At 70.3% G+C, this 26,816-nt stretch carries 21 protein-coding genes; 16 read left to right on the top strand and 5 right to left on the bottom strand.

Annotated elements, in window-relative coordinates; genetic code table 11:
- The 12 genes from AC1RQF_RS30860 to AC1RQF_RS30915 all read left to right on the top strand — a co-directional run.
- On the top strand, positions 1–1,086 hold a 1,086-nt coding region (locus AC1RQF_RS30860; RefSeq protein ID WP_492873853.1), incomplete at its 5' end, for an FHIPEP family type III secretion protein.
- Positions 1,073–2,410 carry an EscN/YscN/HrcN family type III secretion system ATPase gene (locus AC1RQF_RS30865; protein WP_273995629.1) on the top strand — a complete coding sequence of 446 codons (1,338 nt, stop codon included), beginning with the start codon at positions 1,073–1,075 and terminating at the stop codon, positions 2,408–2,410. The genes AC1RQF_RS30860 and AC1RQF_RS30865, both read left to right, overlap by 14 nt.
- Positions 2,383–2,766, top strand: coding sequence for a hypothetical protein (locus AC1RQF_RS30870; RefSeq protein ID WP_273995630.1), 384 nt, complete (start codon positions 2,383–2,385; stop codon positions 2,764–2,766). The genes AC1RQF_RS30865 and AC1RQF_RS30870 overlap by 28 nt, the downstream gene beginning before the upstream one ends.
- Before the next feature lie 4 nt (positions 2,767–2,770).
- Complete coding sequence (locus tag AC1RQF_RS30875; protein ID WP_273995631.1) at positions 2,771–3,226, top strand: hypothetical protein; 456 nt, start codon at positions 2,771–2,773, stop codon at positions 3,224–3,226.
- Entirely contained in the window at positions 3,207–4,175 is a 969-nt protein-coding gene (sctQ, locus tag AC1RQF_RS30880) for a type III secretion system cytoplasmic ring protein SctQ (RefSeq protein WP_273995632.1), read from the top strand. Before AC1RQF_RS30875 ends, sctQ begins: the two co-directional genes overlap by 20 nt.
- Positions 4,176–4,273: 98 nt before the next feature.
- Positions 4,274–4,924, top strand: coding sequence for a type III secretion system export apparatus subunit SctR (gene sctR, locus AC1RQF_RS30885; RefSeq protein WP_273995634.1), 651 nt, complete (start codon positions 4,274–4,276; stop codon positions 4,922–4,924).
- 22 nt (positions 4,925–4,946) lie between these two features.
- Positions 4,947–5,216 carry an EscS/YscS/HrcS family type III secretion system export apparatus protein gene (locus tag AC1RQF_RS30890; RefSeq protein WP_252984986.1) on the top strand — a complete coding sequence of 90 codons (270 nt, stop codon included), beginning with the start codon at positions 4,947–4,949 and terminating at the stop codon, positions 5,214–5,216.
- Entirely contained in the window at positions 5,213–5,998 is a 786-nt protein-coding gene (sctT, locus tag AC1RQF_RS30895; RefSeq protein ID WP_492873856.1) for a type III secretion system export apparatus subunit SctT, read from the top strand. The genes AC1RQF_RS30890 and sctT overlap by 4 nt, the downstream gene beginning before the upstream one ends.
- Positions 5,995–7,074, top strand: coding sequence for an EscU/YscU/HrcU family type III secretion system export apparatus switch protein (locus tag AC1RQF_RS30900; RefSeq protein ID WP_273995636.1), 1,080 nt, complete (start codon positions 5,995–5,997; stop codon positions 7,072–7,074). Before sctT ends, AC1RQF_RS30900 begins: the two co-directional genes overlap by 4 nt.
- Positions 7,052–7,858, top strand: a complete 807-nt coding sequence (locus tag AC1RQF_RS30905; protein WP_273995637.1) for a lytic transglycosylase domain-containing protein — start codon at positions 7,052–7,054, stop codon at positions 7,856–7,858. Before AC1RQF_RS30900 ends, AC1RQF_RS30905 begins: the two co-directional genes overlap by 23 nt.
- 330 nt (positions 7,859–8,188) lie before the next feature.
- Positions 8,189–8,725 (top strand): hypothetical protein, encoded by a 537-nt coding sequence (locus tag AC1RQF_RS30910; protein WP_492873858.1) that lies wholly within the window; start codon positions 8,189–8,191, stop codon positions 8,723–8,725.
- A 163-nt stretch (positions 8,726–8,888) separates the two neighbouring features.
- Complete coding sequence (locus AC1RQF_RS30915) at positions 8,889–9,620, top strand: hypothetical protein (protein ID WP_492873860.1); 732 nt, start codon at positions 8,889–8,891, stop codon at positions 9,618–9,620.
- 407 nt (positions 9,621–10,027) lie between these two features.
- Here AC1RQF_RS30915 and AC1RQF_RS30920 read toward each other — a convergent pair whose 3' ends face one another.
- The 4 genes from AC1RQF_RS30920 to AC1RQF_RS30935 form a co-directional block, all read right to left on the bottom strand.
- On the bottom strand, positions 10,028–10,798 hold the full coding sequence (locus AC1RQF_RS30920) for a YdcF family protein (RefSeq protein WP_273995663.1): 771 nt from the start codon (positions 10,796–10,798) through the stop codon (positions 10,028–10,030).
- 359 nt (positions 10,799–11,157) lie between these two features.
- A complete protein-coding gene (locus AC1RQF_RS30925; RefSeq protein ID WP_492873862.1) occupies positions 11,158–12,429 on the bottom strand; it encodes a protein kinase family protein in 1,272 nt (423 codons plus the stop codon).
- Positions 12,430–13,057: 628 nt separating this feature from the next.
- On the bottom strand, positions 13,058–13,900 hold the full coding sequence (locus tag AC1RQF_RS30930; protein WP_492873864.1) for an alpha/beta fold hydrolase: 843 nt from the start codon (positions 13,898–13,900) through the stop codon (positions 13,058–13,060).
- A 224-nt stretch (positions 13,901–14,124) separates the two neighbouring features.
- Positions 14,125–14,751, bottom strand: coding sequence for a TetR/AcrR family transcriptional regulator (locus AC1RQF_RS30935; protein WP_492873865.1), 627 nt, complete (start codon positions 14,749–14,751; stop codon positions 14,125–14,127).
- 287 nt (positions 14,752–15,038) lie between these two features.
- Between AC1RQF_RS30935 and AC1RQF_RS30940 the strand changes: the two genes are divergently transcribed.
- Positions 15,039–15,374 carry an H-NS histone family protein gene (locus AC1RQF_RS30940; protein WP_273995644.1) on the top strand — a complete coding sequence of 112 codons (336 nt, stop codon included), beginning with the start codon at positions 15,039–15,041 and terminating at the stop codon, positions 15,372–15,374.
- A gap of 844 nt (positions 15,375–16,218) precedes the next feature.
- Positions 16,219–17,814, top strand: a complete 1,596-nt coding sequence (locus tag AC1RQF_RS30945) for a hypothetical protein (RefSeq protein ID WP_492873867.1) — start codon at positions 16,219–16,221, stop codon at positions 17,812–17,814.
- Positions 17,815–18,328: 514 nt separating this feature from the next.
- On the opposite strand, the gene AC1RQF_RS30950 is transcribed toward AC1RQF_RS30945, so the two are convergent.
- Positions 18,329–18,589, bottom strand: a complete 261-nt coding sequence (locus AC1RQF_RS30950; RefSeq protein WP_273995163.1) for a hypothetical protein — start codon at positions 18,587–18,589, stop codon at positions 18,329–18,331.
- A gap of 305 nt (positions 18,590–18,894) precedes the next feature.
- On the opposite strand from AC1RQF_RS30950, the gene AC1RQF_RS30955 reads away from it, so the two are divergent.
- Together AC1RQF_RS30955 and AC1RQF_RS30960 are read left to right on the top strand one after the other, a co-directional pair.
- A complete protein-coding gene (locus tag AC1RQF_RS30955; protein ID WP_273995164.1) occupies positions 18,895–19,140 on the top strand; it encodes an MbtH family protein in 246 nt (81 codons plus the stop codon).
- A gap of 147 nt (positions 19,141–19,287) precedes the next feature.
- On the top strand, positions 19,288–26,816 hold a 7,529-nt coding region (locus AC1RQF_RS30960), incomplete at its 3' end, for a non-ribosomal peptide synthetase (protein WP_492873870.1).

Genomic DNA, 26,816 nt, shown 5'->3' on the forward strand with positions numbered 1-26,816 from the left:
GCGCATGCCGCGGGCGCCGCGGCGGCGGGCGCTGCGCCCGGCGGCGGCCCGGCCGGCACCGCGATGACGCCGGGCGCCGTGCCGCTGATGATCCGCTTCGCGGAATCCGCCGCGCGCGCCGACAAGCTGGCCGATGCGCTCGAAGCGCTGCGCTGGCGCACCTTCGAGCAGCTGGGCCTGCCCTTGCCCGACATCCACCTGCAGGCCTCGGCCGGCCTCGACGCCGGCACGGTCGAGGTGCTGCTGTACCAGGAACCCGTGCTGGCGCTCACCGTGCCGCGCGACCTGCTGCTCGCCGATGCGCGCGGCGCGCGCGTCGCCCACAGCGAGCGCGTCGACACCCTGCCGTTCGGCAAGCTGCGCCTGCATTGGATCGCACCGGGGCAAGCCGAGACGCTGGCCGCGCTCGGCATCGTGCTGCATCGGGACGAAGCGCGCATCGTCCACTGCCTGTCGCTCGTCGTCGAGCGCTTCGCGAGCCAGTTCGTCGGCGTGCAGGAAACCCGTTTCCTGATGGATGCGATGGAAGCGCGCTACGCGGAACTCGTGAAGGAAGTGCAGCGCCAGATGCCGATCGGACGGATCGCCGACGTGTTGCAGCGGCTCGTCGAGGAAGGCATCTCGGTGCGCGACCTGCGCAGCATCTTCGAGGCGCTGATCGAATGGGCGCCGCGCGAGAAGGATCCCGTGATGCTGGTCGAGTACGTGCGCATCGCGCTGCGCCGCCACATCGGCGCGCGCTATCGCGCCGGGCAGGCATGGATCAGCGGCTGGATGATCGGCGACCGGATCGAGGCGATGGTGCGCGAGTCGATCCGCCAGACCGCCGCCGGCTCCTATTCGTCGCTGGGCGCCGAAGCCAACCGCGCCATTCTCGCCCGGATCCGCGCCGCGCTCGCCGACGCCGACCTGCGCCGCATCGTGCTGCTGACGGCGGTCGACGTGCGCCGCTTCATCCGCAAGATGGTCGAGCGCGAATTCGGCGGCCTCGCCGTGCTGTCGTTCCAGGAGATCGGCGACGAAGCCGAGCTTCGCGTGATCGGCACCGTCGACCTGATCGGGGAGCCCGCCGATGCGCTTGCCTGACCTCGACCCATTGCGCGCGCGCGTCGCCGCGCGCCTCGCGCCGCGCGGCGATGCGCCCGCTGCGCAGCAGCGCTTCGGCCGCGTGACCGAGGTCGGCCCGACGCTCTTGCGCGCGACGCTGCCGCACGTCGGGCTCGCGGACCTCTGCCGCCTCGAACCCGCCGGCATCGACGCCGAGGTCGTGTCGATCGAGGGCGACACCGCGCTGCTGTCACCGTTCGCCGAACCGCGCGGCATCGCCGCCGGCTGCGCGGTTCGGCCGCTCGGCCGCGCGCACCGGATCCCGGTCGGCGCGTTCCTGCTCGGCCGCGTGGTCGACGGCCTCGGCCGTCTGATCGACCCCGGCCCGCCGGCGCCGGACGGTGCCGCCTGGGTCGATCTGGCGCGCGCCGCGCCCGATCCGCTGCAACGCGCGATCATCGACACGCCCTTGCCGCTCGGCGTGCGCGCGATCGACGGCCTCCTGACCTGCGGACGCGGCCAGCGCGTGGGCATCTTCGCGGCCGCCGGCGGCGGCAAGAGCACGCTGCTCGGCATGATCTGCGACGGCAGCCTCGCCGACGTGACCGTGCTCGCACTGATCGGCGAGCGCGGGCGCGAGGTGCGCGAGTATCTCGAACACACGCTCACGCCCGAGGCGCGCGCGCGCGCGATCGTCGTGGTGGCCACCTCCGATCGCCCCGCGCTCGAACGGCTGAAGGCGGCCTATACCGCCACCGCGATCGCCGAGCACTTCCGCGACCAGGGCCGCGACGTGCTGCTGATGATGGATTCGCTGACCCGCTTCGCGCGCGCCGCCCGCGAAATCGGTCTCGCCGCCGGCGAGAAGCCCGCCGCCGGCAGCTATCCGCCCAGCTTTTTCGCGCGCCTGCCGGGCTTGCTCGAACGCGCCGGCCCGGCCGCCACGGGCAGCATCACGGGCCTCTACACGGTGCTCGTCGAAGGCGACGACCTGAACGAACCCGTCGCCGACGAGGTGCGCTCGATCCTCGACGGCCACATCGTGCTGTCGCGCAAGCTCGCCGAGGCGAACCACTATCCGGCGATCGACATCGGCGCGAGCGTGAGCCGCGTGATGAGCCGGATCGTCGCCGCACGCCATCGCGACGGCGCGGCGCGGCTGCGCCGGCTGGACGCCGTGTATCGCGACATCGAACTGCTCGTGCGGGTCGGCGAATATCGGCACGGCGCCGATCCCGAAGCCGACGACGCCCTCGCCCGCCGCGAGGCGATCCGGCAATTCCTCTGTCAATCCGTCACGGATAAAACCTCTTTCGACCAAACGCTCGAACAGTTATGGAACACGGTGGACGCTCGACCCTGACCACGCTCATGGCGCTCAAGGTGCGGCGCGAACGCAACATCCGCGCCGCGCTTGCGCTGCTCGACCAGCGCGAAACCGCGCTGCTCGCCGACAAGGCCGCCTTGCTCGACGAGCGGCGTGCGCTATGGAATGCCTGGCGCACCTGCATCGCCGTCGACGGGGTGCACGATCACGCCTCGCTGCAAATGCTCAAGCACGAGCTGGCCGGCTATCACCATCGCGACCAGACGCTCGTCGATCGCGTCGAGCTGGTCGACGCGCAATGCACGGAGCTGCGGCTCGAACGCGATCAGCAGCGCGCGCTGCTGCGCCGCGCGCAGATCGATCACGAAAAACTCAAGACCCTGCTGGAGTGACACGATGTCCGTTCAGTTCAAGCCCGGCCTGCCCGCCGGCGCGTGCGCGGCGGGCGTCGCCGGATCGCGGCGCGCCGCCGCGCCGGACGCCGCCGCGCGACGCTTCGCCGATTGCCTGACGCAGCCCCGCGACGAGCACGCGGCGCGTGACGGCGACGATGAGGCGCGGCGGCGGCGCCTGTCCGTCGCGCACGCGGCGGCGGCCCGCCTCGAACCGCTCGACGGGCGGCCCGGCGCCACCGCGGATGCGCTGAGCTGGCGCCTGACCGGCGGCCGCTTCGCGGGGCTCGTCGTGCAGGCGCGCGTGCAACACGGCACGCTGATCATCACGCTCATCCCGGCGAACGCCGGCCAGCGCGCGCGCGCCGCGCGTCATCGCGCGCGGATCGAGGCGGCCTGCGCCGCCCGTTTCGCGGGCCCCACCGTCGTGACCTGGCGCGATGCGACCGATCCCGCTTGACGCCGACACGGCCGCCGTCCTGCGCACGCTCGGGCACGGCCGCGCGTATCGGCGCGACGCGGACGCGCTGACCCTGCTGTTTCGCCGCGGCGGCGGCGCGGGCCTGGTCCTGACCGCCCGCGCCGACGACGCCGTCGTGCGCGCCTGGTGCGACAGCGCGCAATGGTGCCGCTGGATCGCCCCGGTGCTGCCCGTCGCCGACTGGCATGCCGTTCCCGACGAGTTGCGCGCGCCGCTGGCCGCCTGGACCCTGGCCTGCGTCGCGCCGTGCGCGGCGGCGGCCGGGCTCGCGTGGCCGGACGCCGAGGCCGTCGAGCCGGAGGCCTCCCCGATCGCGCACCGGTGGCTGCTGCGCCTCGAACGCGCCGGCGCGACGCTCGATCTGCTGATCCTCGATGCGCCGCCCGCCTGGATCGCGCAGCTGGCCGCCGACCTCGATCCGCTCGATGCGCCCGCGCCCGGCCGGCCCGCGCCGGCGCTGCGCGCGGCGTTGATCGCGGGCTGGAGCTGCATCGACACCGCACAGCTCGCGCGCCTGCACCGCGGCGACGCTTTGCTGCTGCACCACGCCTACGCCGTCGCCGACGGCGAACTGGGCCTGTTCACCGACCGGCCGCTCGCCAGCGTCACCCGCTGCGACGCGCTCGGCTACACGATAGGAGTCACGATGGAAACCTTTGACGACTGGCTGGACGTCGAACCGGCCGCTCCCGCGCCGACGCCGCCCGGCGTCCTGCCGCTCGACGCGAGCGTGCGGATCATCGCGCAGGCCGCGGCGATCGACGTGCCGCTCGAACGGCTCGCCGCGCTCAGGCCCGGCGACATCCTGGAAGGCCCCGCGATCGGCGACGGCCTGTGCACGCTGAAGATCGGCGGCCGGCCGCTCGCGCGCGGGATGCTGCTCGACATCGACGGACGCCTCGCGATCCGCATCGAGCACTTCGTGTAGCCGTGCGGGCGCGCCGCCGGTTCAGGTCTCCGCCGGATGGGCGTCGCGGCGCGCGCGCCGCACAATGCACCCGATGATGATTTCTCGCGGAGTGATGCATGAGCGTGCTCGACCAGCCCGTTCAATTGATCGTGGTGCTGTTCGCGTTGTCGATCCTGCCGCTGCTGGTGGTGCTCGGCACGTCGTTCCTCAAGCTCGCCGTCGTGTTCGCGCTGCTGCGCAACGCGCTCGGCACGCAGCAGATCCCGCCGAACATCGCGCTCTACGGGCTCGCGCTCGTGCTCACGCTGTTCATCATGGCGCCCGTCGGGCTCGCGATCCAGGACAACCTCGCCGAGCATCCGGTGCGTCTCGACGACAAGCACTTCACGCAGCAGGTCGAGACCACCATCCTCGCGCCGTACCGCGACTTCCTCGTGCGCAACACCGCCCGGACGCAGGTGCGCTTCTTTGCCGACATCGGCCATCGCACCTGGCCCGAACCGTATCGCAACCGCATTCCGGACGATTCGCTGATCGTGCTGATGCCGGCGTTCGCGGTCAGCCAGCTGATCGAGGCGTTCAAGATCGGCCTGCTGCTGTTCCTGCCGTTCGTCGCGATCGACCTGATCGTGTCCAACGTGCTGCTCGCGATGGGCATGATGATGGTGTCGCCGATGACGATCGCGCTGCCGCTCAAGCTGCTCGTGTTCGTCCTGATCAACGGCTGGGAAAAGCTGCTCGGCCAGCTCGTCCTGTCGTTCAGCTGAGCGCGTCGCGCGCGTCCGTCCGATGAGCGAAGCCGTCATTACCCAGCTTGCCGCGCAGATGATGTGGCTCGTGCTGCTGCTGTCGCTGCCGGTGGTGGTGGTCGCGTCGGTGGTGGGCATCCTCGTGAGCCTCGTCCAGGCGCTGACCCAGGTGCAGGATCAGACGATCCAGTTCCTGATCAAGCTGCTGGCCGTCGCGGTCACGCTCGCCGCCACCTATCACTGGATGGGCGACGTGCTGATCAACTACGCGACGCAGAGTTTCAACCAGATCGGCAGGATGGGGCCATGACGGCCGCGATGGCCGTCGAATGGCTGCCGGTGGTCGCGCTGTCGATGCTGCGCCCGCTCGGCGCGATGCTGCTGGTGCCGGTGTTCAGCACCGGCACGCTCGGCGGCGCGCTCGCGCGCAACGCGCTGGTGCTCGCGATCACGCTGCCGGTGCTGGCCCTGCACGATCTGTGGCCCGCCGCCGACGCGGCCCGGTCGTGGGCCGCGTATCTGTGGCTCGCGTGCGGCGAGCTGAGCATCGGCCTGATGATCGGGTTCTGCGCGGCGGTGCCGTTCTGGGCGCTCGACATGGCGGGCTTCCTGATCGACACGATGCGCGGCGCCTCGATGGCGAGCGTGCTCAATCCCTTGCTCGGCCAGCAGTCGTCGGTGATGGGCATCGTGTTTTCGCAGGTGTTCTCGCTGCTGTTCATGATGTTCGGCGGCTTTCATGCGCTGCTCGAAGCGATCTATGCGTCCTACCTGACGCTGCCGCCCGGCGCGGCGTTCTGCTTTCGTCCGGCCGCGCTCGGCTTTCTCGGCCAGCAGTGGCAATTGATGTACACGCTGTGCCTGCGCTTCGCGATGCCCGCGATCGTCGCGATCCTGCTGGTCGACATGGCGCTCGGGCTCGTCAACCGCTCGGCCCAGCAACTCAATGTGTTCTTCATCGCGATGCCGATCAAGAGCGCGTTCGCGCTGCTGCTGATGATCATCTGCGCGAACTTCGCGTTCCAGCTGCCGCTCGCGGAAAGCCTTCGGCTCGTCGAACATGCCGCCGCGCTGACGAACGGGCTGCGATGAGCGAGAAGACCGAGCAGCCCACCGCCAAGAAGCGCGCCGATGCGCGCCGCAAGGGCCAGGTCGCGAAAAGCGCCGAAATCACGAGCGGCGCGCAGCTGGCGGTGCTGCTCGGTTATTTCCTGTTCGAGGGCCCGCGTCTGATGCAGGCTTTCGAGGCGCTCGCCCGCGCGTCCATCGACGTCGTCAACGACGATCTCGTCACCGCCCTCGACCGCTGGCTCGGCGTGCTCGGCGCGGTGGTCGCGCGCTTCGTGATCGGCCTCGCGCTCGTCGTGATCGGCGTGACCGTGATCGCGGTCGTCGCGCAGATCGGCCCGCTGCTCGCGCCCGAGGCGCTGAAGCCCTCCGCCGACAAGATCAACCCGATCGCGAACGCGAAGCAGATGTTCTCGATGAAGAGCCTGTTCGAGTTCGCGAAGTCGCTGTTCAAGGTCGGCGTGCTGTCCATCATCTTCTATTACCTGATCCGCGAATATGCGCCGTCGCTGCAATTCCTGCCGCTGTGCAGCGTCGAGTGCGGCTTCGCGGTCAGCGTGCGGCTCTTGTATTGGATGTGGGCGGCGCTGATCGGCTTCTACGTGCTGTTCGGTCTCGCCGACTTCGCGTTCCAGCGCTATAACACGACCAAGCAGCTGATGATGTCGATCGAGGACATCAAGCAGGAATTCAAGAATTCGGAAGGCAACCCCGAACTGAAGCACAAGCGCAAGGAAATCCACCGCGAGGTGCAAAGCGGCAGCCTCGCCTCGAACGTGGCGAAATCGACCGTGGTCGTCCGCAATCCGACCCACGTCGCCGTGTGCCTCTACTACGATCCAGTCGCCGCGCCGCTGCCCGAAGTCGTCGAGACGGGGCGCGGCAAGCGCGCGCTGCATATCGTCGCGCTCGCCGAGCGCGCCGGCGTGCCGGTCGTCGAGAACGTGCCGGTCGCGCGCGCGCTCGCCGCACGCCTCGCGGTCGGCCAGGTCATTCCGCCCGACCTGTTCGACCCCGTTGCGCACATCCTGCGGCTCGTCATGCACCTCGACTACGAGCCCGACCACGACGACGACGATGCGCCCCGTCCGTCCGCCTGATCCGCCGCGGCTCGGCCGCCGGCGCCGCCGGGGGTGGCTCGCGCTCGCCGTGCTCATGCTCACGCACGCGCTGACGGCCGCCGCGCAGGACGCGCCCGCGCCGCTCGTCTGGACCCGCGTCGAACCGGCCCGGGCCGACGGCGGGCCGGTGGGCGCGCAAGCCGCGCCCGCGCCGCCCACGCCGCCCGCCGCACTCGCCGGGTCGGCCGATCGCGCGCCCCAGCCCGCCGCGCGGCGCGCGCGCTACGACGCGATGATCGACGCGGTGGCGCGGCAGTTCGACCTCGACGCCGGGCTCCTGCACGCGATGATCGAAACCGAATCGGACTACGACGCCGACGCACGCTCCCCCAAGGGCGCCGTGGGCCTGATGCAGGTGATGCCCGAGACCGGCCGGCGCTTCGGCTTCACCGATCTCGCCGATCCCGACACCAACCTGCGGGCCGGCGCGACTTACCTGAAATGGCTGCTGAAGACCTTCGACAACAAGCTCGAACTCGCCGTCGCCGGCTACAACGCCGGCGAAGGCGCGGTGATGAAGTCGGGCTGGCAGATCCCGCCGTATCGCGAGACGCAGCTTTACGTGAGCGCCGTGCTCAAACGCTACCGGTCGCCCGGCGAGGCGGGCGCGACCATCGCGGCCGCAGCCGCCACCGCCGGCGACGCCGGCCGGCATCGTCCCGCGCCGGCCACGCGCGCCCGGCCGTCGTCCGTCGCGATGCTGGGCAAGCTCGCCGGCTTGCTGCTGTCCTCGCCTCGCGCGTCGGCCTCGCCGAATCCTTGAAGTCCGGTCGTCGCCGGGCATGCGGCGCGACGCGGCGCGGTTTTCCCGATCCGCTCGCGCCGGCATCCCGGCGGGAAAAAAACGAAACCGCGCGTCGAAATCCGGAAGGTACGTCGAATCCCCGGACATACGATGTGATCGTCATCGGTGATCCTGATCAATCGAACCCCACCGGCGAACGGCATGCTCGCGCGTCCCGATCCATGCCCTCCGCCGTCACGATCCCGACGCCGCGCCAGGTCGCATCGCCCGCGCCCGCTTCCCCGCGCAAGGCGCGACACCGGACGGCGGCGCCCCCAACGCTTGAACACATTGACGAGGTGGATGGACATGCTGGCTGATGAACGGATGGAAAACCGGATCGCTCCGCACCGGCGCGCTGCCGCGCCCCCGGACCACGCGGCCGCAGCCCGGTCCGACGCCCGAAGCCTCGCGATCCTGCAGGGCCAGGCGAGCCTCGCCGAGTTGCACGGATACGATCCCGCCGCGCTGGAGCGCCTCTATGCGCGCGGCTACGACGCCTGGAATGCGGGCGACCCGGTCTCGGCCACCTCGGATTTCGGCTTGCTGACCTTGTTGCAGCCGCTCGACCGGCGGTTTCATTTCGCGTTCGCATGCGGCCTGCAAAGCCAGGGGGAATTCCGCCACGCGCTGACCTTCTTCAACTATGCCCTGTCGATGCAGGCGGACGATCCGTTCGTGGCTTTTCATATCGGCGAATGCCTGCAGGGGCTCGACGCATTCGACGCGGCGCGCGACGCGTTCGAAGCCGCGCTCTCGCTGTGTTACGGCGTGGAGAACGGCGGCCCCGCCACGGAGCATCTCCGCGCGCGGGCCGAAGCGCATCTGACCAACCTCAACCGATAGAGGAAACGCAGACATGCCGTCCATCACCGATACGAGCAGATCAGCCCCGATTCGATCGACGGAGTCGGTCGCCGCGCCATCGACGACCCGTGACGCGCCAAGTCCATGCGAAGCCTCGGGCATCGCGCCGCCGCGGCACGGCAGCGACGTCGCGAGCCCGACCTTGGCGAACGCCGTGGAGCAGGCGCACGGCAGCCATGACAAGGCCAAGGCGCTCGGCGTGGATACCGCCCGGCGCCAGTTCGTGGTCCAGGCCCTCGCGCTGGCCGCGGCGACGGTGGGGCTCGGCGCGGCGATCGCCGTGACGGTGCTGAGCGGCGGCGCGGGTGCGCCCTTGCTCGCCCTGGCCGGGCTGGCGTTCGCGCTCGCGAGCGCCGATACCGCCTGCGCGCTGTACGAGTGGCGCTCCAAGGCGGCGGGCGGCGAAGGATTGCCGATGGCGGGCGACAGTCTCGCGAACGTCATCTACGCGGTGGGGAAACGCGCCCACGCGTCGAACGAGCAGGCCAGGCAAATCGCCGCCTACGGATCGATGGGCCTGCGCGCGAGCCTCACGGTCGGTACGCTGTTTACGGCCTTCTTCGCGCCTTCGCCGGCCGTCGGCACCGTCGTCAGCGCACTGAGCGCGCTCGTGCGTCCGACGCTGGCCGAAGCGAGCGGCACGAGCGGCAGGGGCGTCGCGTTCAATCACGAGGGACAGCAGCAGCGGCTCGAAGCGGAACGGAACGAGGAGGTCGAGCGTCAGGCCGCGCGCCACGATGCCGCCAGGCAGCGCTACGAGGCGATGATCCAGTCGCTCCAGGGCGAAGTGGACATGCTGAGGTCGAGGATCGACACCGCCAGGACGAGGCTCATGCGGGCGCTGCCGCCGCAGGATTCATTCTCGACAGCCTGAGGACAGCGGGCATTCGAGGGCGAGGCCCGAGGGTGAGGCCCGACATCCGATGCAGGCCGGCGGATTCGCTTTCGGCCGCGATATCCGCCGCGATCGGACGCGATGTCGTCGTGCGCGGTGCGGCGGCGGGATCCTGGCTCGTGACGGCGACGACAACGGGCCATGGCGCAAACGCTGCCCGCCGCCAGCAAGGTCGACGTCGCTCCGGCATGCGTCTCGCGGCATCTCGACGACCGGCACCGGTCGCGGCGGATGCGCGGTGCAGGAACGCGCTGCGCGGCATGGCGCTCCGTGGGTTGCAAGGGCCCCCCCGCCTCCTCAAGGAGACCGAACCGTCCCTTCCGCCCGCGAAGTTTCGCGATCATGGCCGCCGGCTTCGCCGCGGCCGGCCATGATCGCGCACCCGCTCAACGAGACAAGGGGACGCGCACGCGGACTTGCAACGGATTGAGGCCCAGCGCGTTGTAAAGATGATATCGCGCGATCCCGGCATATTCGTGCAGCGCGAGATCCGCCATCGCAAAGTTGTACGCACGCGGCAGCACGGACAGTTTGACGCGCAGGTAGTCGGCGCGCATCGGCGTCACGTCGACGCCGAAATGGCCGAAATACAGCATGCTGCGCCGCAGATGAAACCCGGACGACACCAGCAGCACCCGCTCCGGGTTGAGCACGGCGATGACGCCGCGGACATACTGCGCGTTCTGCCACGTGCTCCTGCTCTCGGGTTCGAGCAGGATATCCGCGGGCTCCACCCCGAGCCGGGTCAACGCGCCGCGATACGCCGCGGCCTCGGTGACGCCGTTCCGGGCGGGGTCTCCGCCGCTCACGACCAGCGTGCAGTGCACCTGCGCCAGGCGACATCGCCGGTAGAGCGCGGCGGCCTCGACGAGCCGCGCATAGGAAAACGGACCCGGCTCGACCGCGCCGTCGCCGGGAACGCGCTCGGTCCCCGCGCCCAGCACGACGATCGCGTTGCGCCGTCCCCACTCGATCGACGGGTTGGCTTCATAGTCCGCCTGCAGCCGGGATAACAACACGCTCGGCACGGGGCCGCAGCCCACCCCGACGATCACGACGAGCAGCATGACATGCAGCCATCCGGCGACGCGGCGGCGCTTCGCGACGACGCACGCCAGCGAGGCGGCGAGCAACAGAACAATCAACAGGAAAATCATTGGGTTCGGGAGGATCGGGTTGGAAGTCCGCGACGTCGAAGCCGTCAAACGGCGTCGACGCACGCGTGGGAGAAGGGGGGACGGCATGGCCGGCATGCTCCGGCGCGTCGCTCGCCGCCGGCCGCCTCGGGCGCCATTCCGAGGCGGGCGGGCCGTCGTGCAACGACGCTGCGCGCCTCGGGCACGCGATCGGGGATCGAGCATCGCCGCATGCGGCGCGGCCGGCTTTCGAAAGCCGGTGGATCCTTGTGTTTTTGCCGGGATCGCCGCGAGCCCGCCGGGTCGGACGATCCCGGCCGCGCATCGGGGCAGGCCCGTCGGCATGGCATCGGGCAGACGGGGCGAACGCGCCGTCGCCGTCAAGCGAAGACGCCCACCCCCAACTGCGGACGCACCAGATTGGCCACGATCATCTGCACGGATGCCGAGGCGCGCTCGAACGCCTGGTCGATGCGCGGCGCGTCCTCGGGCCCGGCGGCCTGCAAATCCGCCTTCAGCATCCGGCCGATCCCGGACAAGGTCTCCGTCACGTCCGCGCCCCGGGTATTGAAGCATTCCAGGAGCTTGTGAAGCGGGTAGTGTTTCCTGGCGACCGCCGAGTCCTTGCCCGCCAGATAGTTGCGCCCCACCGTTTCCACAAGCGAACAGCCCTCGCGGTTGAACAGATAGTCGATGTCGTTGAAACGCTCGGCCTCGAATTCCGGACCGAATCGCGCGCGGCCGAAATCGATGGCCTTCAGGAACACCGCGCCGTCCTCCTCGCGCCGATGCACCAGCAGGTTCTGCATGTGCAGATCGCGATGGGATACCTGGTTGCCGTAGAACGTTCTCGCCATATCCACCAGTTGCGCCGCCAGGCTTCCGGCCTGTTCGGGAGACAACGCGGCCAGGCTCGCGTCCAGCTCGCGGCTGACGATGCGTTGCGGGTCGTACTGCGCGACGCGGGCGTAGGCGAATGTATCGCTGACGCGCGGCGGCGCGGCAATCGGCTGCTGCGTGGAGACATAGTGCTGCAGATCCGGGCGCGATGCCGCATAAGTCTCGAGCTGGCCTTCGCGCACGAAGTCCGCTCGACCGACGTCGTCCCGCGCCTGCAACACGCCGGTTCCCGCATGAAAGCGCTTGTGCACCCCGCCCGCGCTGAAGTCGCTGTCCACCAGCGATGCCATGCCCGGCGCGGCATCCAGACGGTGATCCTCCAGCGACGACGCCTGCGCCTTCACCTGCCGGGCATCCAGCGGCGCGCCCAGATGCGCGAGAATCATCTCCCGCGCCTCCGGCGATACCTGCTCGGCCTTCACCACCCGTCCATTGATGACGTAGCTGACCTTGCCGCCGTCCTGATTCGGCTCCACCGCGATGGTAAACAACGTGCGATTGTCGGGCGTGGCCATCCGCGCCAGCTGGTTGAAGGCATGAAACGAGCGCGCCGGCCCCTGGCAATCCAGCAGCGTGAACAGCGCGTTCAGCGCGTCCTGCTGCTTGTCGACGCGAAACAGATCCTTGAACTTTTCCCACAAGCTCATCTGCGTGGCGGTTTTCAGATCGCCGCTCAGCATGTGCGTCAAACGCTCGTTGCTCAGGGAGAGCGTCGGACGAGCTGCGTCGAAGCGAATGGATGAAGACATCATGGATGACCTAGTTGAAGTTGAGGGATGACGGAGTGGGTTCCGATTGAATCGCCTCGCACTTGCCGGAAAGCGCCGAAACCGACGCCGCCGTGCGCGATTCCACCGCACATTGATCAGTCATGCGAATTGTTATCGCGACAACGCGGGCGGCCTGTCCGTCCGCTTCCGGTCCTCATGCGTGAAGACGCAAGCCATCGAATGCGATCCGCTTCGATGACTTCGCTCCCTGACTCATCTGCCTGAGGAACAACGCAGCCCGCGTTGTTCCTTGGGTAAACCGGGATCAGGCACGCCGTCTTGCACGCGCTCGTCCGGGCAGCGGGCCGCTGCCCGGAGCATGACCCTCGCCTCGTGCGAGCGGCGCCTTGGAGACGACCGGCCCTGCGCGGGTCCCCGGCCGGGAGGGAATCCATCATAGCGGGACGATCGGCCCGCGCTTTTCACAAATGCGCGGGGGTTATCGGAATTCGCGTCCGGATGTCATGCGCTTCGCGCCATCGACCGCGGCCCGCGCCCGCTTCAAAGCCGGGCGGACTTGCGCCGGCCTCGCCCGCCATCCGCCGCTTGATACGCGCACCGCGGCTGCGCCAGCCGCACTGCATTCAGTCGATCGCCCGACGGCAGCGCCCTACCGATCGCCGAGAAAATGCTCCACCGCGAAATTGAACGCCTCGGGGTCCTGCAGCATCGCGAAATGGCTCGTGTCCGGCAGGATCTGCAGGCCCGCGCCCGGAATCGTCGCGGCGAGGTACTCGGTATGCGCGCGCTTGATCGCCTCGTCGCGATCGCCGTCCATCACGAGCACCGGCGTGCGGATCGCCTTGAGCTGCGCGTCGCTCCAGTTCGGCTGCGACGCCCACATGCGGCCGATCTGCTCGACGAAGGCGTCGTATTCCTTCGGCGTCGGCGACAGGCGGCGGTATTCGTCGCCGCCGCGCCGGATGAAGGCGGCGAAGGTCGGGTTCTTCTCGACGTCGGGGATCACGCCGTCGGTCCGCGTGTTCGCCGCGAACGCCACCACCTTGCCGACGCGCTCGGGGTGGCGGATCGCCATGTCGATGCCGATGATCGCGCCGTCGCTCCAGCCGACGATGTCGGCCCGGCGCAGGTTCAGCACATCCATCAGCGCGACCACGTCGTCCGTCATCAGGTCATAGCCGAACGGCTGCGCATCGCGCGAGCTGCGGCCGTGGCCTCGGCTGTCGACGACGATCACGCGGTGATGCTTCATCAGCGACCGGACCTGATGACCGAAGTAATCGGAATTCGACAGGCCGCCATGCAGGAGGATCACGGGCGAGCCGCGGCCGATCGTCGCGTAGTAGAGATGGATGCCGTTCACGTCGGCGCGGCCGTGCTGCGCGCCGGCGACGGGCGCCGGCGTGGGCGGCAGCGTCTGCCAGCGCGGCGCGGCGGCCTGGGCGTGGGAGAAAGCGAGGGCGGCGGCGACGCCGAGGATCAATCGCTGCATGCGCAGCCGGCTGCGAGACGAGTGGGTTGACATGGCGGGGGCGTTCGCGCGCGACAAGGGAAGCGCCATTATAGGAGCGGATTCCGGGCGCCCGTCGGCGCGCGCCGGGCGCGACGCAGGCGGCTGCGCCGCGATATCCGTCCGATGCAGGCTCGCCGCGGGCCGCGCCGATCGAAGCCGCTCGTCCCGCGACCACGCGGGTCGGGACGGCGGACGCGCCGACATCAGCGCACGGACGGCGAAGCGGCCAGCAAGCTGCGCAGGAACACCATGATCATATGGCCGATGGGCACCTCGGAGAGCATCGAGCGCTGCAATGCGAGGCCCTGGGAGAGCCCCATGAAGGCGGCGGCCAAGACGGCCGGCGGCTCGGGCGGCACTTTCCCCAGCCGGGCGAAGATCTGCGCGATGCAATGGGCAAGACCGTCGCGATGGGCATCCAGCAAGGCCTGCGACGTCTCGGCGAACACCGGGCTGCGCGCCCCCTGCAACTTGAACTCAACGCCCAGCACGGACCACTCGGGCTCGGCGTCGAGCTTCTGCGCCCACGCCTCCAGCGCGTCCAGGATGTCGTCCGCCGACGCGGACGGATCGTTCAAGATCCGGGCGATGTCGGTCACCTGCGTCCTGGAGCGCTCGTGCATCAGCGCCACGAACAGCGCTTCCTTGCTCGCGAAATTCGAATAGAAAGCGCCCTGCGTATAGCCGGCCTCGGCCGCGATGTCCCTGAGGGAGGTTGCGCCGAAGCCGCGCTCCACAAACAGCCGCTTCGCCGCCGCGAGCAGCTGCGTCCGGGTCTGCAATCGACTTTCTTCGCGGCTCAGCCGCGGGGGGGTGGCCGCCGTGTTCATGACGCGAAGGATATCAGTTGATATTTAAAATTCAACTGGCTATTATTACGTTTTCATTCACATATCACTTGATATATGCACAAATGCGGAGGCCGGGCCGGCGGGTTTCGGCCCGGGACGCGTCGATGTTCCTGGGTTGTCCATCGCCCCGTGCTCCGTTGCCGAAGCGCGCAGGGGTTGACCACGGGTCCATCAGGTCGACGCCTCCTCGGGGTCTCCACAAAGCCATATCTTAGTTATGCGAATCATGGCGATTTGCATGCGGATACGGAGCAGAAAAGCAGAAGATGAGCGCGAACAAGACTTATGTGCAGCTCGTGGTCGAGCTGGCCGAACTTGATGAGGAAATCGAGCGCACGCGCGCACGCGAACGCATCGATGCGATCGCGACCGTTCACGCGCTGATGGACGCCTACGCGATCAAACATCGCGACCTCGTCGGTCGAAACGGCCGCCGCGGCGCGTACGCCGTGAAAGCGCTGCCGGCGCGCTACCGCGACCCGACGAGCGGACAGGAGTGGTGCGGCCGCGGCAACGTGCCCCGGTGGATTCGGGGCAAGGACCGTCGCCAGTTCGTGATCGCCGATGTTGCGGCGAGCCGGAAGAAGACCAAGACGAATTGACGCGGCGTCATCCGGGCGCGTCCCGCGCGGGACCGCGGCCGGCAAGCACGCGGCGGCATGCCTGAGCGCGCACCGGTCGGTATCGACGCGAGACGCTCATTGGCCGGCGCATGCATCGTGTATTGCATCTGGCCGCCGCGCGCGATCGCGGCGACCCGGGCGCACGACGACGCGTCGACGTCCCCGCGATGCATCACGCCGCGAAATCGAGAAAAAATCGTACGGCACGACGACGCAAGGCGGCCAGTTCGCCAACGGCACGGTATTCAGCTACCGCACGGGCCAGCCTTGAATCGGGCGGACGATCCGGTGCGAGTCGCGCCGCATGAAGCCGCGTCACGGCGCGGCCCTTCGCTGTCCGCCGCCCCCTCGCGCGCCCCGCCCAGGATGTGTCGCGACGAGCGCCGGCCGCGCGCCTCCCCCGCCGCCGCGCGCCGATCCCGGCCGCCCGGCAACGGCTCTCGATCACATCCCCGTGGCGCGCTCAACGGACGCGACAGATCCGCCACAGCCGCATCGCCGCGCCGAGGCGATCGGCGACCTTCGTCACGATCGCCTCGGCCGGGATCGCGTTCGCGTCGTCGCGCATCATATCGGCCTCGGTACATGACGACGCCTGGCGGGTAGCCCGACCGCCTCGGCCAATCCGTTGCCTCCGTATCGCAACCTCGGCCCCTGCGCTTCGCGGCCCTCGGCATGCATACGGCCGCGCGCCCGGCAACAGCGCCCACGCCGCGCCCCTCGTCCCGCTACCCATTCTGGTAGCTTGCCCCGCCCTCGCCCGCCATGATTTGCTGCCCCCTTTCATCACGAAAGGCTTGCGCACGACATGAGAGGAGATCGCATGAAACCGCTGCGATGGATGCGGGCCGCGCTGAGCCTGACCATCGCGGCCGGGATGCCGGCCATCGCCACGGCCCAGATCGTGGATCGCGGCACCTTGCCGGGCGGGACCAGCTGCTCGGCCGCCGGCGTGAACAGCCGCGGCACCTCGATCGGACTCTGCACGGGCAGCCACGCATCGGGCGGCCATGCCGTCGGCGTCTATCAACTGCTCGGCGACAGCGCACCGACGCCGCTGCCGGTGCTGGCGGCCGGCAAGGGATGCCGGCCGGTCGCCCTCAGCGACATGGGCGCCACCGATTTCGCGGCAGGCAGCTGCGAGGATGCGGCGGGCGATACGCGGGCGGTCCGCTGGGCGGCGAACGGGCAAGGCCGCTTCGCCACCGGCCCGCAGATCCTGATGCCGCTGCAGGGCCTGATCGGGCTCGGCGCGGATCTCAGCGCATCGGTCGCCGCGATCAACCGATACGGCGTGGTGGCGGGCGACAGCATCGCCGTCACGGGCCGTCACCGCGCCGTCGTCTGGCTCGCGGGCTCGGTTGCGGCGGTCCCGTTGCCCGAGCCCCCCGTATCGCTTGTCTCGTCGATCAGCGGCTGTTCCGCGACGGCGATCAACCATGCCGTGCTGCCCAAGGTCGTCGGCACGTGCCAGGTGACGAACGGCATCGACGTGGCGGACATCGCGCTGCGCTGGACCACGGGCGCGGTGGGCGCCCTGAGCGCCGCCGTGCTGGGCGACATCGGCGGCAACCACTGCGGCGCGGTCGACGTCAACCTCGGCGGCGACGCGGTGGGGTCGTGCGCGGACGCGGACGGCGACGCGACGGCGATCCTGTGGGCGGCGAACACCCTCGATCCGTTCATCATCGTGGCGGCCGATCAGAGCATGGCGGCCGGCATCAACGACAACGGCGCCGTCGCCGGCAGCTACATCACGGACGACGGCTATCTCCACGCCTATGTCGGGATGCCGCTGCGCACGCCCGCGCTCACCGACGTCGGAACCCTGCCGGGCGGCCACCATTGCGGCGCGGTCGGGCTCGACGCCGCCGGCAACGCCGCCGTCGCCTGCGACACGGGCACGCTTCAATCCACGGCGGCGCTCTACAGCCCGTCTCGCGGGCTAGCGCCGCTCGGCACGCTGGGCGGCCCGTCCAGCGGCCCCACGGGCATCGCCCTCGGCGGGACGGTGGTGGGCAATTCGACGACCGCGGGCGGCTATGGCCACGCCTTCATCCTGGGGCCGGCCTCCGCCATCGCGGCCCGCGGGCCGGTCGGCGCGCGAACCGTGCCCGTGGGAGGGTCGGCCGCGCGCAAGAGCCGGCGCGCCGGCCCGTCGAGCGCCGCGTCCGCCCAGGACAATCCGATGTGCGCGGCCTGGGTGGCCAACGGCTTCGCCGCCAGTGCGTTCTACACCGCGAAGCAGAAGCGGGACTATTGCCCGATCGCGAGCGGCCTGGGACGCGCGCACGCCGCGCCGCCCGTGTCGGCGAAGGACGATTCGCGATGCGCGGCGTGGATCGCCAACGGGTTTCTCAACAACGCGTATTACTCGGATGCGACCAAGCGGAAGTATTGCCCGGCTTCGGCAGGCTGACGCCGCACGGCGGCGCGCGGCATGGCGTCGCAGAGCGAGGACCTCGATGCACCGGGTTGAATCGAAGGCCTGCGTCCGGCCCGGCTTCGGCCGGGTCCCCGCCGGCAGGATGACCGGAAATTCCAGTTACTTCGAAAGCCGGATCATTTTTGCATCCGCGCGACTGTCACGGCGGCGTCACGTCGCCGCCTGTGTGTCACGATCATGTGCGCCGCCTGCGCCCGGCTTCGGGGCGCGGCGGCTGGCGAACGACGCCGCCCGGCGCGATTTGCCTCGCGCCGACTCATCGGTTACCGGATCGAGTCCGGCACATTAATCTCCGATGTCAATTCAAACACTGGACATACGACACACGGCGCACTGCATCGATGTCACACGATGTCGAGACTTAAATTCGATATATCGCGCATTTTCACTCCGATCCTGAATCCGCCCCGCCCCCCTGAACGCCCGCCGCAAAAGCCTCACCCATGCACGCCCGCACATTCAATCGCGCTGATTGGCATCATTTTCGTCAACCCAATAAACAAATATTAATATGCCGACGTCGTTCGGATTGATCTTCGCAATTACACAAATCAAAAATCCGTAGCGCTCCTGAAAGCGTTGCTATATATTTGCTCGGCATCGCAAAGCCAGCCGCTATTGATACTGAAGAATCCCGGATTTCAAGCAAAAAAACAAAACAAACCGCGCGCTCGACAGCGGATTTCCACGAGGGCAATACGGAATGCATCAGCAGCGAAGCCGCGACCGCTCGTTCGGTGGTCGCCACGTCATGCCTGCACGCTCGCTTCGGTTCTCCGGCGACGCGCGCCATTGCCCCCGTCTTTCGACGCCCTCTTCCAGCGGCGTCACCCCTCTTCCGGACGCGCGCGGTCAGCGCAGGGTCGGTACGGTCCGGACGCACGTTTAGCACTACCCGGGCGCCGCTGCGGCGGGCGCTGCGTCGATCTCGCGTCCGCCTCCGGGCCGGCGCTTGCGGTTCGGCCTTCCCGCGCGGGCGCCTGATCGGCATCGTTTCGCATTCGGCAAGTCTGTTCGAGTCAGCAGTCCTACCTACCATCCTGGAGTGACGCCATGACCAATCCTTTCGATGAGACCGACGGAACCTTCCTCGTCCTGCTGAACGACGAGCATCAGCATTCGCTGTGGCCGCAATTCGTCCAGGTGCCTGCCGGCTGGACGGCGCACTTCGGACCGGACACGCGCCAGGCGTGCCTGGATTACATCGAGCGCTCGTGGGTCGACATGCGGCCCAGGAGCCTGATCGAGGCCATGACGTCGAGCGCGGCCGAGCCGCTCGCCGTCCCGCAGCGACCATGACGCAGCCCGCCTGCTGATCCACTCGTGACGCCGCGCCCGGCGTGGCGCCATCCATGTCTATCCGGTGATGCGCTTCCTGCGCAGGGAAGCGTTCGCCCGTTTGCCGGCGGCTGCGGCGCAATCTCGCCGGCGAGAGCAGGAGCTTTCATGACGTTCGTCTCTTTCGCGCACTGGCATCTGTGGTTCCAGAACCTGCTGGACGATTCCGGCGCGGCACGCGCCGAGCGCGACCTGCCGGACCGCACGCCCGACAGCGATGAGTCGACCCGCCAGATCGCCCACTGGCGCGCCGCGCTCGACGGCTTGCCCGACCGCATCACCTTGCCGGCGGACCGCACGCCCGCGCCGCACGCGCAACCGTCGCCGCGCGGCGACCGCGTCCGCGTTCCGCTCGACCGCACGCTCCACGCGCGCCTCGCGGCGCTCGCGGACGCCGCCGGCGTGCGCCTGTTCACGGTGCTGCATGCGGGGCTCGCCGGTTTGCTGACGCGGCTCGGCGCGGGCGACGACCTGCCGCTCGGCACGCTGGTCGGCGGCGACCTCGGCGCGGATGCGCAAGCGGGCCGACCCGGCAACGTGTTGCTGCTGCGCACGAACACCGCCGGCAATCCGAGCTTCCTGCAATTGCTCGCGCGTGCGCGGCACATCGGCCTCGCGGCCGACGCGCATCGCGACATCCCGTTCGCGCAGTTGGTGGACGCGCTGTACCCCGGCCGCTCGCTCAGGCGGCAGCCGCTGTTCCAGGTGCTGCTGAGCGTACGGCGCGATGCGCCGGACGACAGTGCGACGCCCGACGACGCGCCGGCCGCCTGCGATCTGCATGTCGACTTTGTCGACGAACGGGACGCCGACCACGCGCCGCTCGGCCTGACCGGCACCATCGATTTCGCGCGCGACCGGTTCGATCCCGATACCGTGCAGGCGCTCGCGCAACGCTTCGCGAGCCTGCTGGAACAGGTTGCGCGCGCACCCGACCTGCCGCTCGACGCGATCGAGATGCTGCAGCCCGGCGAACGCCGCATGCTGCTGGAGGATTGGAGCTCGGCCGCGCGGCCGCTGTCCGAGGCGACGCTGCCCGCGTGCTTCGACGCGCAGGTCGCGCGCGCGCCCGACGCCGTCGCGGCGGTCTTCGAGGACGATGCGCTGACCTACGCCGAACTCGATGCTCGGGCCAACCGGCTCGCGCATCATCTGCGCGGGCTCGGCGTCGGCCCGGACGTGCCGGTCGGCGTCTGCCTGCCGCGCTCGCTCGATCTGGTGGTCGGACTGCTCGCCGTGCTCAAGGCCGGCGGCGCCTACGTGCCGCTCGACCCCGCGTATCCGGCGGCGCGCCTCGCCTATATCGTCGACGACGCCAAGGCCCCCATCCTCCTGACCCGCGCCGCGCTGGCGGAAGGCCTGCCGCCGCATCAGGCGCGACTCGTCCGGATCGACGCCGACGACGACGCAGCGGCGATCGCCGCCCAACCCGCCCACCCGCCGCGTCCCGGCCTGCATGTCTCGCATCTCGCCTACCTCATCTACACGTCGGGCTCCACCGGCAGGCCGAAAGGCGTCGCGGTCTCGCACCGCGGCGTCGCCCACCTGCACGCGAGCCAGGTGGCGCACCTCGCCCTGACGCCGCAGTCCCGCGTGCTGCAGTTCGCCTCGGCCAGCTTCGATGCGGCGTTCTGGGAGCTGTCGATGAGCCTCCTGTCGGGCGCGCGCCTCGTGCTCGCGCCCGCCGACCGCCTGCTCGGCGACGACCTGACCGCGCTCGTCGCGCACCACGGCATCACGCATGCGACGCTGCCGCCCACCGTCCTCGAGACCCTGCCCATCGGTGCGCTGCCTGCCGGCATGCACGTCGCGGTCGCGGGCGAAGCGTGCTCGCCGGCGCTCGCGGAGCGCTGGTCCGCGCGGGTGACGCTGCACAACGCCTACGGCCCGACCGAGGCGACCGTCTGCGCGACGATCAGCGCGCCGTTGCGAGGCTCGGGCCGGCCGCCGATCGGCCGGCCGCTCTTCAACGCGCAGGTATTCGTCCTCGACGACGCCCTGCGTCCGGTTCCGCCCGGCGTGCCCGGCGAACTGTATCTCGCGGGCCCCGGCCTCGCACGCGGCTACCGGGGGCGGCCGGCGCTCACCGCCGAGCGTTTCGTCGCGAATCCGTTCGCGGCGGGCGAGCGCCTCTATCGCACGGGCGACCGGGTGTGCTGGCAACGCGACGGACAACTCGCCTATCTCGGCCGGATCGACCAGCAAGTGAAGCTGCGCGGCTTTCGCATCGAGCCGGGCGAGATCGAAGCGGTATTGCAGGATCAGCCCGATGTCGCGCAAGCCTGCGCGGTGGTCCGCGACGATACGCTCGGGCACCGCCAGCTGGTCGCCTACGTGGTGCGCGGCCGCGACACGAACGCCGCGCCGCGCGATGCCGGGCGCGAAGTGGACCGCGTCGAGGCATGGCGAGCGCTGTACGACCGGGTCTACGACGCGAACCGGCAAGCCGACGCTGCGGCAGCCGACGCTGTGGCGGTCGACGCTGTGGCAGCCAACGCTGTGGCGGTCGATACCGCCCCAGCCGATCCGACCGAGGACTTCCGCGGCTGGAACAGCAGCTACGACGACCGGCCGATCGCGCTCGACGCGATGCGCGAATGGCGCGCGGCGATCGTGCGGCGCATCCTGGCGACGCGCCCGGCCCGGCTCCTCGAGATCGGCGCGGGTTCCGGCCTGATTCTGTGGGAAGTCGCGCCGCACTGCGACGCGTACTGGGCGACGGATCTGTCGCGGCCGGCCGTCGACGCGCTGCGCGACCGGCTCGACCAGCACGCCGGGCTGCGCGATCGCGTCACGCTGCGCGCCCAGCCCGCGCACGACATCGACGGCCTGCCGGCCGGCTATTTCGACACGATCGTGTTGAACTCGGTGGTCCAGTACTTCCCGAACGCGCAGTATCTGGTCGACGTGATCCGCCGGATGCTCACGCTGCTGGCGCCCGGCGGCCGGCTGGTGCTCGGCGATCTGCGCCATCTGCCGCTGCTGCGCTGCTTCCACAGCGCGATCGCACTGCGCCGCGCGAGCCGCGACGCCGGCGTCGCCGGCCTGCAGCGCACGATCGCCCAGACGATGCAGGCCGAACGCGAACTGCTGCTCGATCCGCGCTTTTTCACGGTATTGCAGCGGCAGCTCGACGACATCGCGCACATCGACATCCAGCTCAAACGCGGTCGCGCGCACAACGAGCTGACGCGCTACCGCTATGACGTGGTGCTGACCCGGCAGCCCGCCCACGATGCCGCGCTGGACCCGCCGCGCCTGGCCTGGGGCGGGGACCTCGTCGACCTGGCTTCGTTGCGCGCGCACCTGACCGGGCAGCGCCCGCCGGCGCTGCGCCTGACCGGCCTGCCCAACGCGCGTCTCGACAGCGAATGGGGCGCGTTGCAGGCGCTGCAGCAAGGCGCGGGCGACGACGCCCGGCAGCGGCTCGCCGACGACGCAACGCCCGGCCTCGATCCGGAAGCGCTGCACGTCTTGGGCGAATCGCTCGGCTATCGCGTCGCCTGCGGGTGGTCGGGCGACGGCGACGCGCTGTTCGACGTCGTGCTGGTCGCCGGCGACGCCTCGCCCGTCATCGACCCGCCGACGGCCGCCGACGGCGCGACGCCGGCGACCTACGCGAACAACCCGGCCGCCGGCGACGACAATCGTGCGCTGATTCTCACCTTGCGCCGCCGGCTGGCGAGCCGGCTGCCGAACTACATGGTGCCCGCGGCAATCGTCGTGCTCGACGCGCTGCCGCTGACCGCGAACGGCAAGCTCGATCGCGGCGCGCTGCCCGCGCCGGACTTCGGCGCGCTCGACGTGCGCGAACCGGGCACGCCGCAGGAAACGCTGCTCGCGCAACTGTTCGCGGACGTACTGGGACTCGACCGCGTCGGCATCGACGACAATTTCTTCGAGCGCGGCGGCGACAGCATCATCGCGATCCAGCTGGTCAGCCATGCGCGGCAAGCCGGCTTGCGCCTGACGGTGCGACAGCTGTTCCAGCACCCGAGCGTCGCCGCGCTCGCGGGGGTCGCCTCGGCCGATGCGGCCGCGGCCGCCCCGGCCGCCGTCGACGTCGGCACGGGAGAGGTGCGGCTCACGCCGGTCGTGCATCTGATCCGCGAGCGCGGCGGCTCGATCGCGCATTTCAACCAGACGCTGCTGCTGCAGGTTCCCGCCGGGCTGGACGAGGCGCGGCTGCATGCCGCGCTGGGCGCGCTGCTCGACCATCACGACGTGCTCCGGATGACGCTCGCGCGCGCCCCCGCGCACGACGACTGGCGCCTGACGATCGGGCCCGCCGGCTGCGTGCCCGCCGCACGCTGCCTGCGCCGCGTCCCGCTACCGCGCGGCGCGGCCGAGCGGCAGCGCGTCGTCGCCGACGAGACGCGCGCGGCCAAGCAGCGGCTGGATCCCGAATCCGGCGTGATGCTGCAGGCCGTCTGGTTCGACGACGGCGCGCGGGACGCGGGCCGGCTGCTGCTGTCGGTGCATCACCTGGCGGTCGACGGCGTATCGTGGCGCATCCTGCTCGCGGACCTCGAACAGGCGGCGCGCGGCCACGCGCTGCCGCCGCGCGGCACGACGTTCCGGCGTTGGGCCGAGCTGCTCGACGCCCATGCGCGCGAGCCGGCGCGGATGAGCGAGCTGGCGTTCTGGAAGCGCATGCAGCAGGCGCCGGACCCGCTGTGGTCGCGCCGTGCGCTCGACGCCCGGCGCGACCTGAACGGCGGCGCGCGCACGCTCACCCTCACGCTGCCCGCCGATATCACCCAGGTGCTGCTCACGCGCGTGCCCAAGCTGTTCCGCGCCCAGATCAACGACGTGCTGCTGTGCGGCTTCGCGCTCGCGCTCGCCGGCTGGCGCGCACGCCGCGGCGACGCCGAACCGGGCGCGGTGCGCATCGATCTCGAAGGGCATGGCCGCGAGGAAATCGACGCGCACGCCGACATCAGCCGCACGATCGGCTGGTTCACGAGCGTGTTCCCGCTGTGCCTGGACCTGCGTGGGCTCGATCTCGACGCCGCGTTGCAAGGCAGCGCGACGACCGGGCGCGCGCTCAAGCGCATCAAGGAGCAGCTGCGCGCGGTTCCGGACCACGGCATCGGCTTCGGCCTGCTGCGCTACCTGAACCCCGTCACGGCGGCCGAGCTGGCCGCGGATCCCGTGCCGCAGATCGCGTTCAACTATCTGGGCCGGTTCGCCGCGCCGCGCGCCGGCGACTGGCAGATCGCCCCGGAGACCGGCCGCCTCGATACGGCGGATCACCCCGAAACGCCGCTCGGCGAAGACGCCGATCCGGATCTTCCGCTCGGCCACGGCATCGAGCTGAACGCGCTGACCTACGACCGCGAGGGCGGACCGGAACTGCACGCGGCCTGGACCTGGGCGCCGGCGCTGTACGACGAGCAGGACCTCGCGGATCTCGCGGCAGGCTGGTTCGCCGCGCTCGGCGCGCTGGCCGCGCACGCGGCCCAGCCGGATGCGGGCGGACTCACGCCGTCCGACCTGCCGCTCGTCGCGCTGACCCAGGCGCAGATCGATGCGCTGGAGGCCGGCCAGCCGGCCGTCGACGACGTGTGGCCGCTCGCGCCGCTGCAGGAAGGCCTGCTGTTTCATGCGCTCTACGATGACAGCGCGGTCGATCCGTATTTCTTCCAGATCGTCGCCGGCCTCGACGGGCCGCTCGACGCCGCGCTGCTGAAAGCGTCGATCGAGGCGCTGCTGCAGCGCCATCCGAACCTGCGCGCCGCGTTCCTGCACCAGGGCCTCGACCGGCCGGTGCAACTGCTCGGCCGCGACGTCGCGCTGCCGTGGCGCGAGACGGATCTGGCCGGTCTCGCACCGGCGCTGCGCGACGCGCGGCTCGCGCAGCTGCTCGCGGACGATCGCGCGCAACGCTTCGACCCCGCCCGTCCGCCGCTGATCCGCGCGACGCTGATCCGCCTCGCCGACGAGCGGCATCAGCTCGTGCTCAACGCGCACCACATCCTGCTCGACGGCTGGTCGGGGCCGCTGCTGCTGCGCGACCTGTTCGCGCTCTATCGCGCGGGCGCCGCGCCGGACGCGCTGCCGCGCCCGACGCCGTATCGCGACTATCTGCGCTGGCTGCACGCCAAGCCCGTCGAGGCGGCGCGCGAGGCCTGGCAGCAGGCCTTCGCCGGCCTGCGTCAGGGCACGCTGCTCGCGCCCGAGCATTCGGCCCGGCTCACGGCCCAGCCGCGCGATCTTCACGTCGCGCTGCCGGCGGACGCCACGCGCGCACTGGTCGCGCAGGCGCGACGGCTCGGGATCACGGTGAACACGATGCTGCAGGCCGCCTGGGGCCTGCTGCTCGCGCGTCGCACCGGCGAGCGCGACGTCGTGTTCGGCATCACCGTGTCGGGACGATCGCCCGAGCTGGGCGGCGCCGAGGATATCGTCGGCCTGCTGACCAACACGATTCCGCTGCGCATGCGGATCGACCCCGGCGCGCCGCTCGATGCCCTGCTCGCCCCCTTGCAGGACCGGCAGGCCGCGCTGATCGAGCATCAGCATCCGGGGCTCGCGGAGATCCAGCGGCTGGCCGGCGTGGGCACGCTGTTCGACACCCTCGTCAACTTCGAGAACTATCCGCTCGCCGACGGCAGCCTCGATCGCAGCGGCGATCCGTTGCGCGTCGCGTCGTGCCGCATCGAGGGCGGCGACACCACCCACTATCCACTCAGCATTTCCGGCAGCCTCGGCGAGACGCTCAAGCTGCGCTTCGCGTATCGCGCCGAGGTGTTCCCGCGCGCGAGCGTCGACGATCTCGCCGCGCGGCTGTTGATCGGCCTGCGCGCGCTGGCCGACGATCCCGCGCAGCGCGCGGGCCAGGTCGAACTGCTGCTGCCGCACGAACGCCGGCAGTTGCTGCTGGAATGGAATGCGACCCGGCAGCCCACCCCCGACGCGAGCCTCGTTCAATTGGTCGAGCAGCAGGCCGCGCGCACGCCGGACGCGATTGCCGTGGTCGCCGACACCGGCTCGCTCAGCCATGCGCAGCTGAACGCGCGGGCCAATGCGCTCGCGCATCGGCTCATCGGGATGGGCGTCGCGGCCGAGGCCCGGGTCGCGCTGTGGATGGAGCGCGGTCCGGACTGGATCGTCGCGATGCTGGCGGTGCTGAAAGCGGGCGGCGCCTATGTCCCGCTCGATCCGGCCTATCCCGAGGCGCGCTTGCGCTGGATGCTCGAACAGTCGGGCGCGCGCTGGCTGCTGTGCGATCGCGATGCGCCCGATGGGCTGGCCGACGCCGTGTCCGGCACGCTGCGGATCGACCAGGTCGAGACCGGACCTGACGCGCCTGCGGCCGGCAATCCCGGCCGGGCCGTCGATCCGCGAATGCTTGCGTATGTGATGTACACGTCCGGCTCCACCGGCACGCCGAAAGGAATCGGCGTCACGCAGGCGAACGTGCGCGATCTCGCTCTCGACCGCCGCTGGCGCGACGGCGCGCAGCGGCGCGTGCTGCTGCACTCGCCCCAGGTCTTCGACGCTTCGACCTACGAAATCTGGGCGCCACTCCTCAATGGCGGGCAGATCGTCGTCGCGCCGCCCGGCAAGACCGACATCGCCGTCCTCGCCGAGCTCGTCCGGCAGCGGGAAATCTCCGCGCTGTTCGTCACCAC

It is taken from the genome of Burkholderia sp. GW821-FHT14F03 (assembly GCF_058803765.1).

Bases quoted from the DNA above. Each gene is read 5' to 3' on its own strand.
- AC1RQF_RS30865 (WP_273995629.1), top strand. From the start codon at position 1,073: ATGCGCTTGCCTGACCTCGACCCATTGCGCGCGCGCGTCGCCGCGCGC.
- AC1RQF_RS30870 (WP_273995630.1), top strand. From the start codon at position 2,383: ATGGAACACGGTGGACGCTCGACCCTGACCACGCTCATGGCGCTCAAG.
- AC1RQF_RS30875 (WP_273995631.1), top strand. From the start codon at position 2,771: ATGTCCGTTCAGTTCAAGCCCGGCCTGCCCGCCGGCGCGTGCGCGGCG.
- sctQ (WP_273995632.1), top strand. From the start codon at position 3,207: ATGCGACCGATCCCGCTTGACGCCGACACGGCCGCCGTCCTGCGCACG.
- sctR (WP_273995634.1), top strand. From the start codon at position 4,274: ATGAGCGTGCTCGACCAGCCCGTTCAATTGATCGTGGTGCTGTTCGCG.
- AC1RQF_RS30890 (WP_252984986.1), top strand. From the start codon at position 4,947: ATGAGCGAAGCCGTCATTACCCAGCTTGCCGCGCAGATGATGTGGCTC.
- sctT (WP_492873856.1), top strand. From the start codon at position 5,213: ATGACGGCCGCGATGGCCGTCGAATGGCTGCCGGTGGTCGCGCTGTCG.
- AC1RQF_RS30900 (WP_273995636.1), top strand. From the start codon at position 5,995: ATGAGCGAGAAGACCGAGCAGCCCACCGCCAAGAAGCGCGCCGATGCG.
- AC1RQF_RS30905 (WP_273995637.1), top strand. From the start codon at position 7,052: ATGCGCCCCGTCCGTCCGCCTGATCCGCCGCGGCTCGGCCGCCGGCGC.
- AC1RQF_RS30910 (WP_492873858.1), top strand. From the start codon at position 8,189: ATGCTGGCTGATGAACGGATGGAAAACCGGATCGCTCCGCACCGGCGC.
- AC1RQF_RS30920 (WP_273995663.1), bottom strand. From the start codon at position 10,798: ATGATTTTCCTGTTGATTGTTCTGTTGCTCGCCGCCTCGCTGGCGTGC.
- AC1RQF_RS30925 (WP_492873862.1), bottom strand. From the start codon at position 12,429: ATGATGTCTTCATCCATTCGCTTCGACGCAGCTCGTCCGACGCTCTCC.
- AC1RQF_RS30930 (WP_492873864.1), bottom strand. From the start codon at position 13,900: ATGCAGCGATTGATCCTCGGCGTCGCCGCCGCCCTCGCTTTCTCCCAC.
- AC1RQF_RS30935 (WP_492873865.1), bottom strand. From the start codon at position 14,751: ATGAACACGGCGGCCACCCCCCCGCGGCTGAGCCGCGAAGAAAGTCGA.
- AC1RQF_RS30940 (WP_273995644.1), top strand. From the start codon at position 15,039: ATGAGCGCGAACAAGACTTATGTGCAGCTCGTGGTCGAGCTGGCCGAA.
- AC1RQF_RS30945 (WP_492873867.1), top strand. From the start codon at position 16,219: ATGAAACCGCTGCGATGGATGCGGGCCGCGCTGAGCCTGACCATCGCG.
- AC1RQF_RS30955 (WP_273995164.1), top strand. From the start codon at position 18,895: ATGACCAATCCTTTCGATGAGACCGACGGAACCTTCCTCGTCCTGCTG.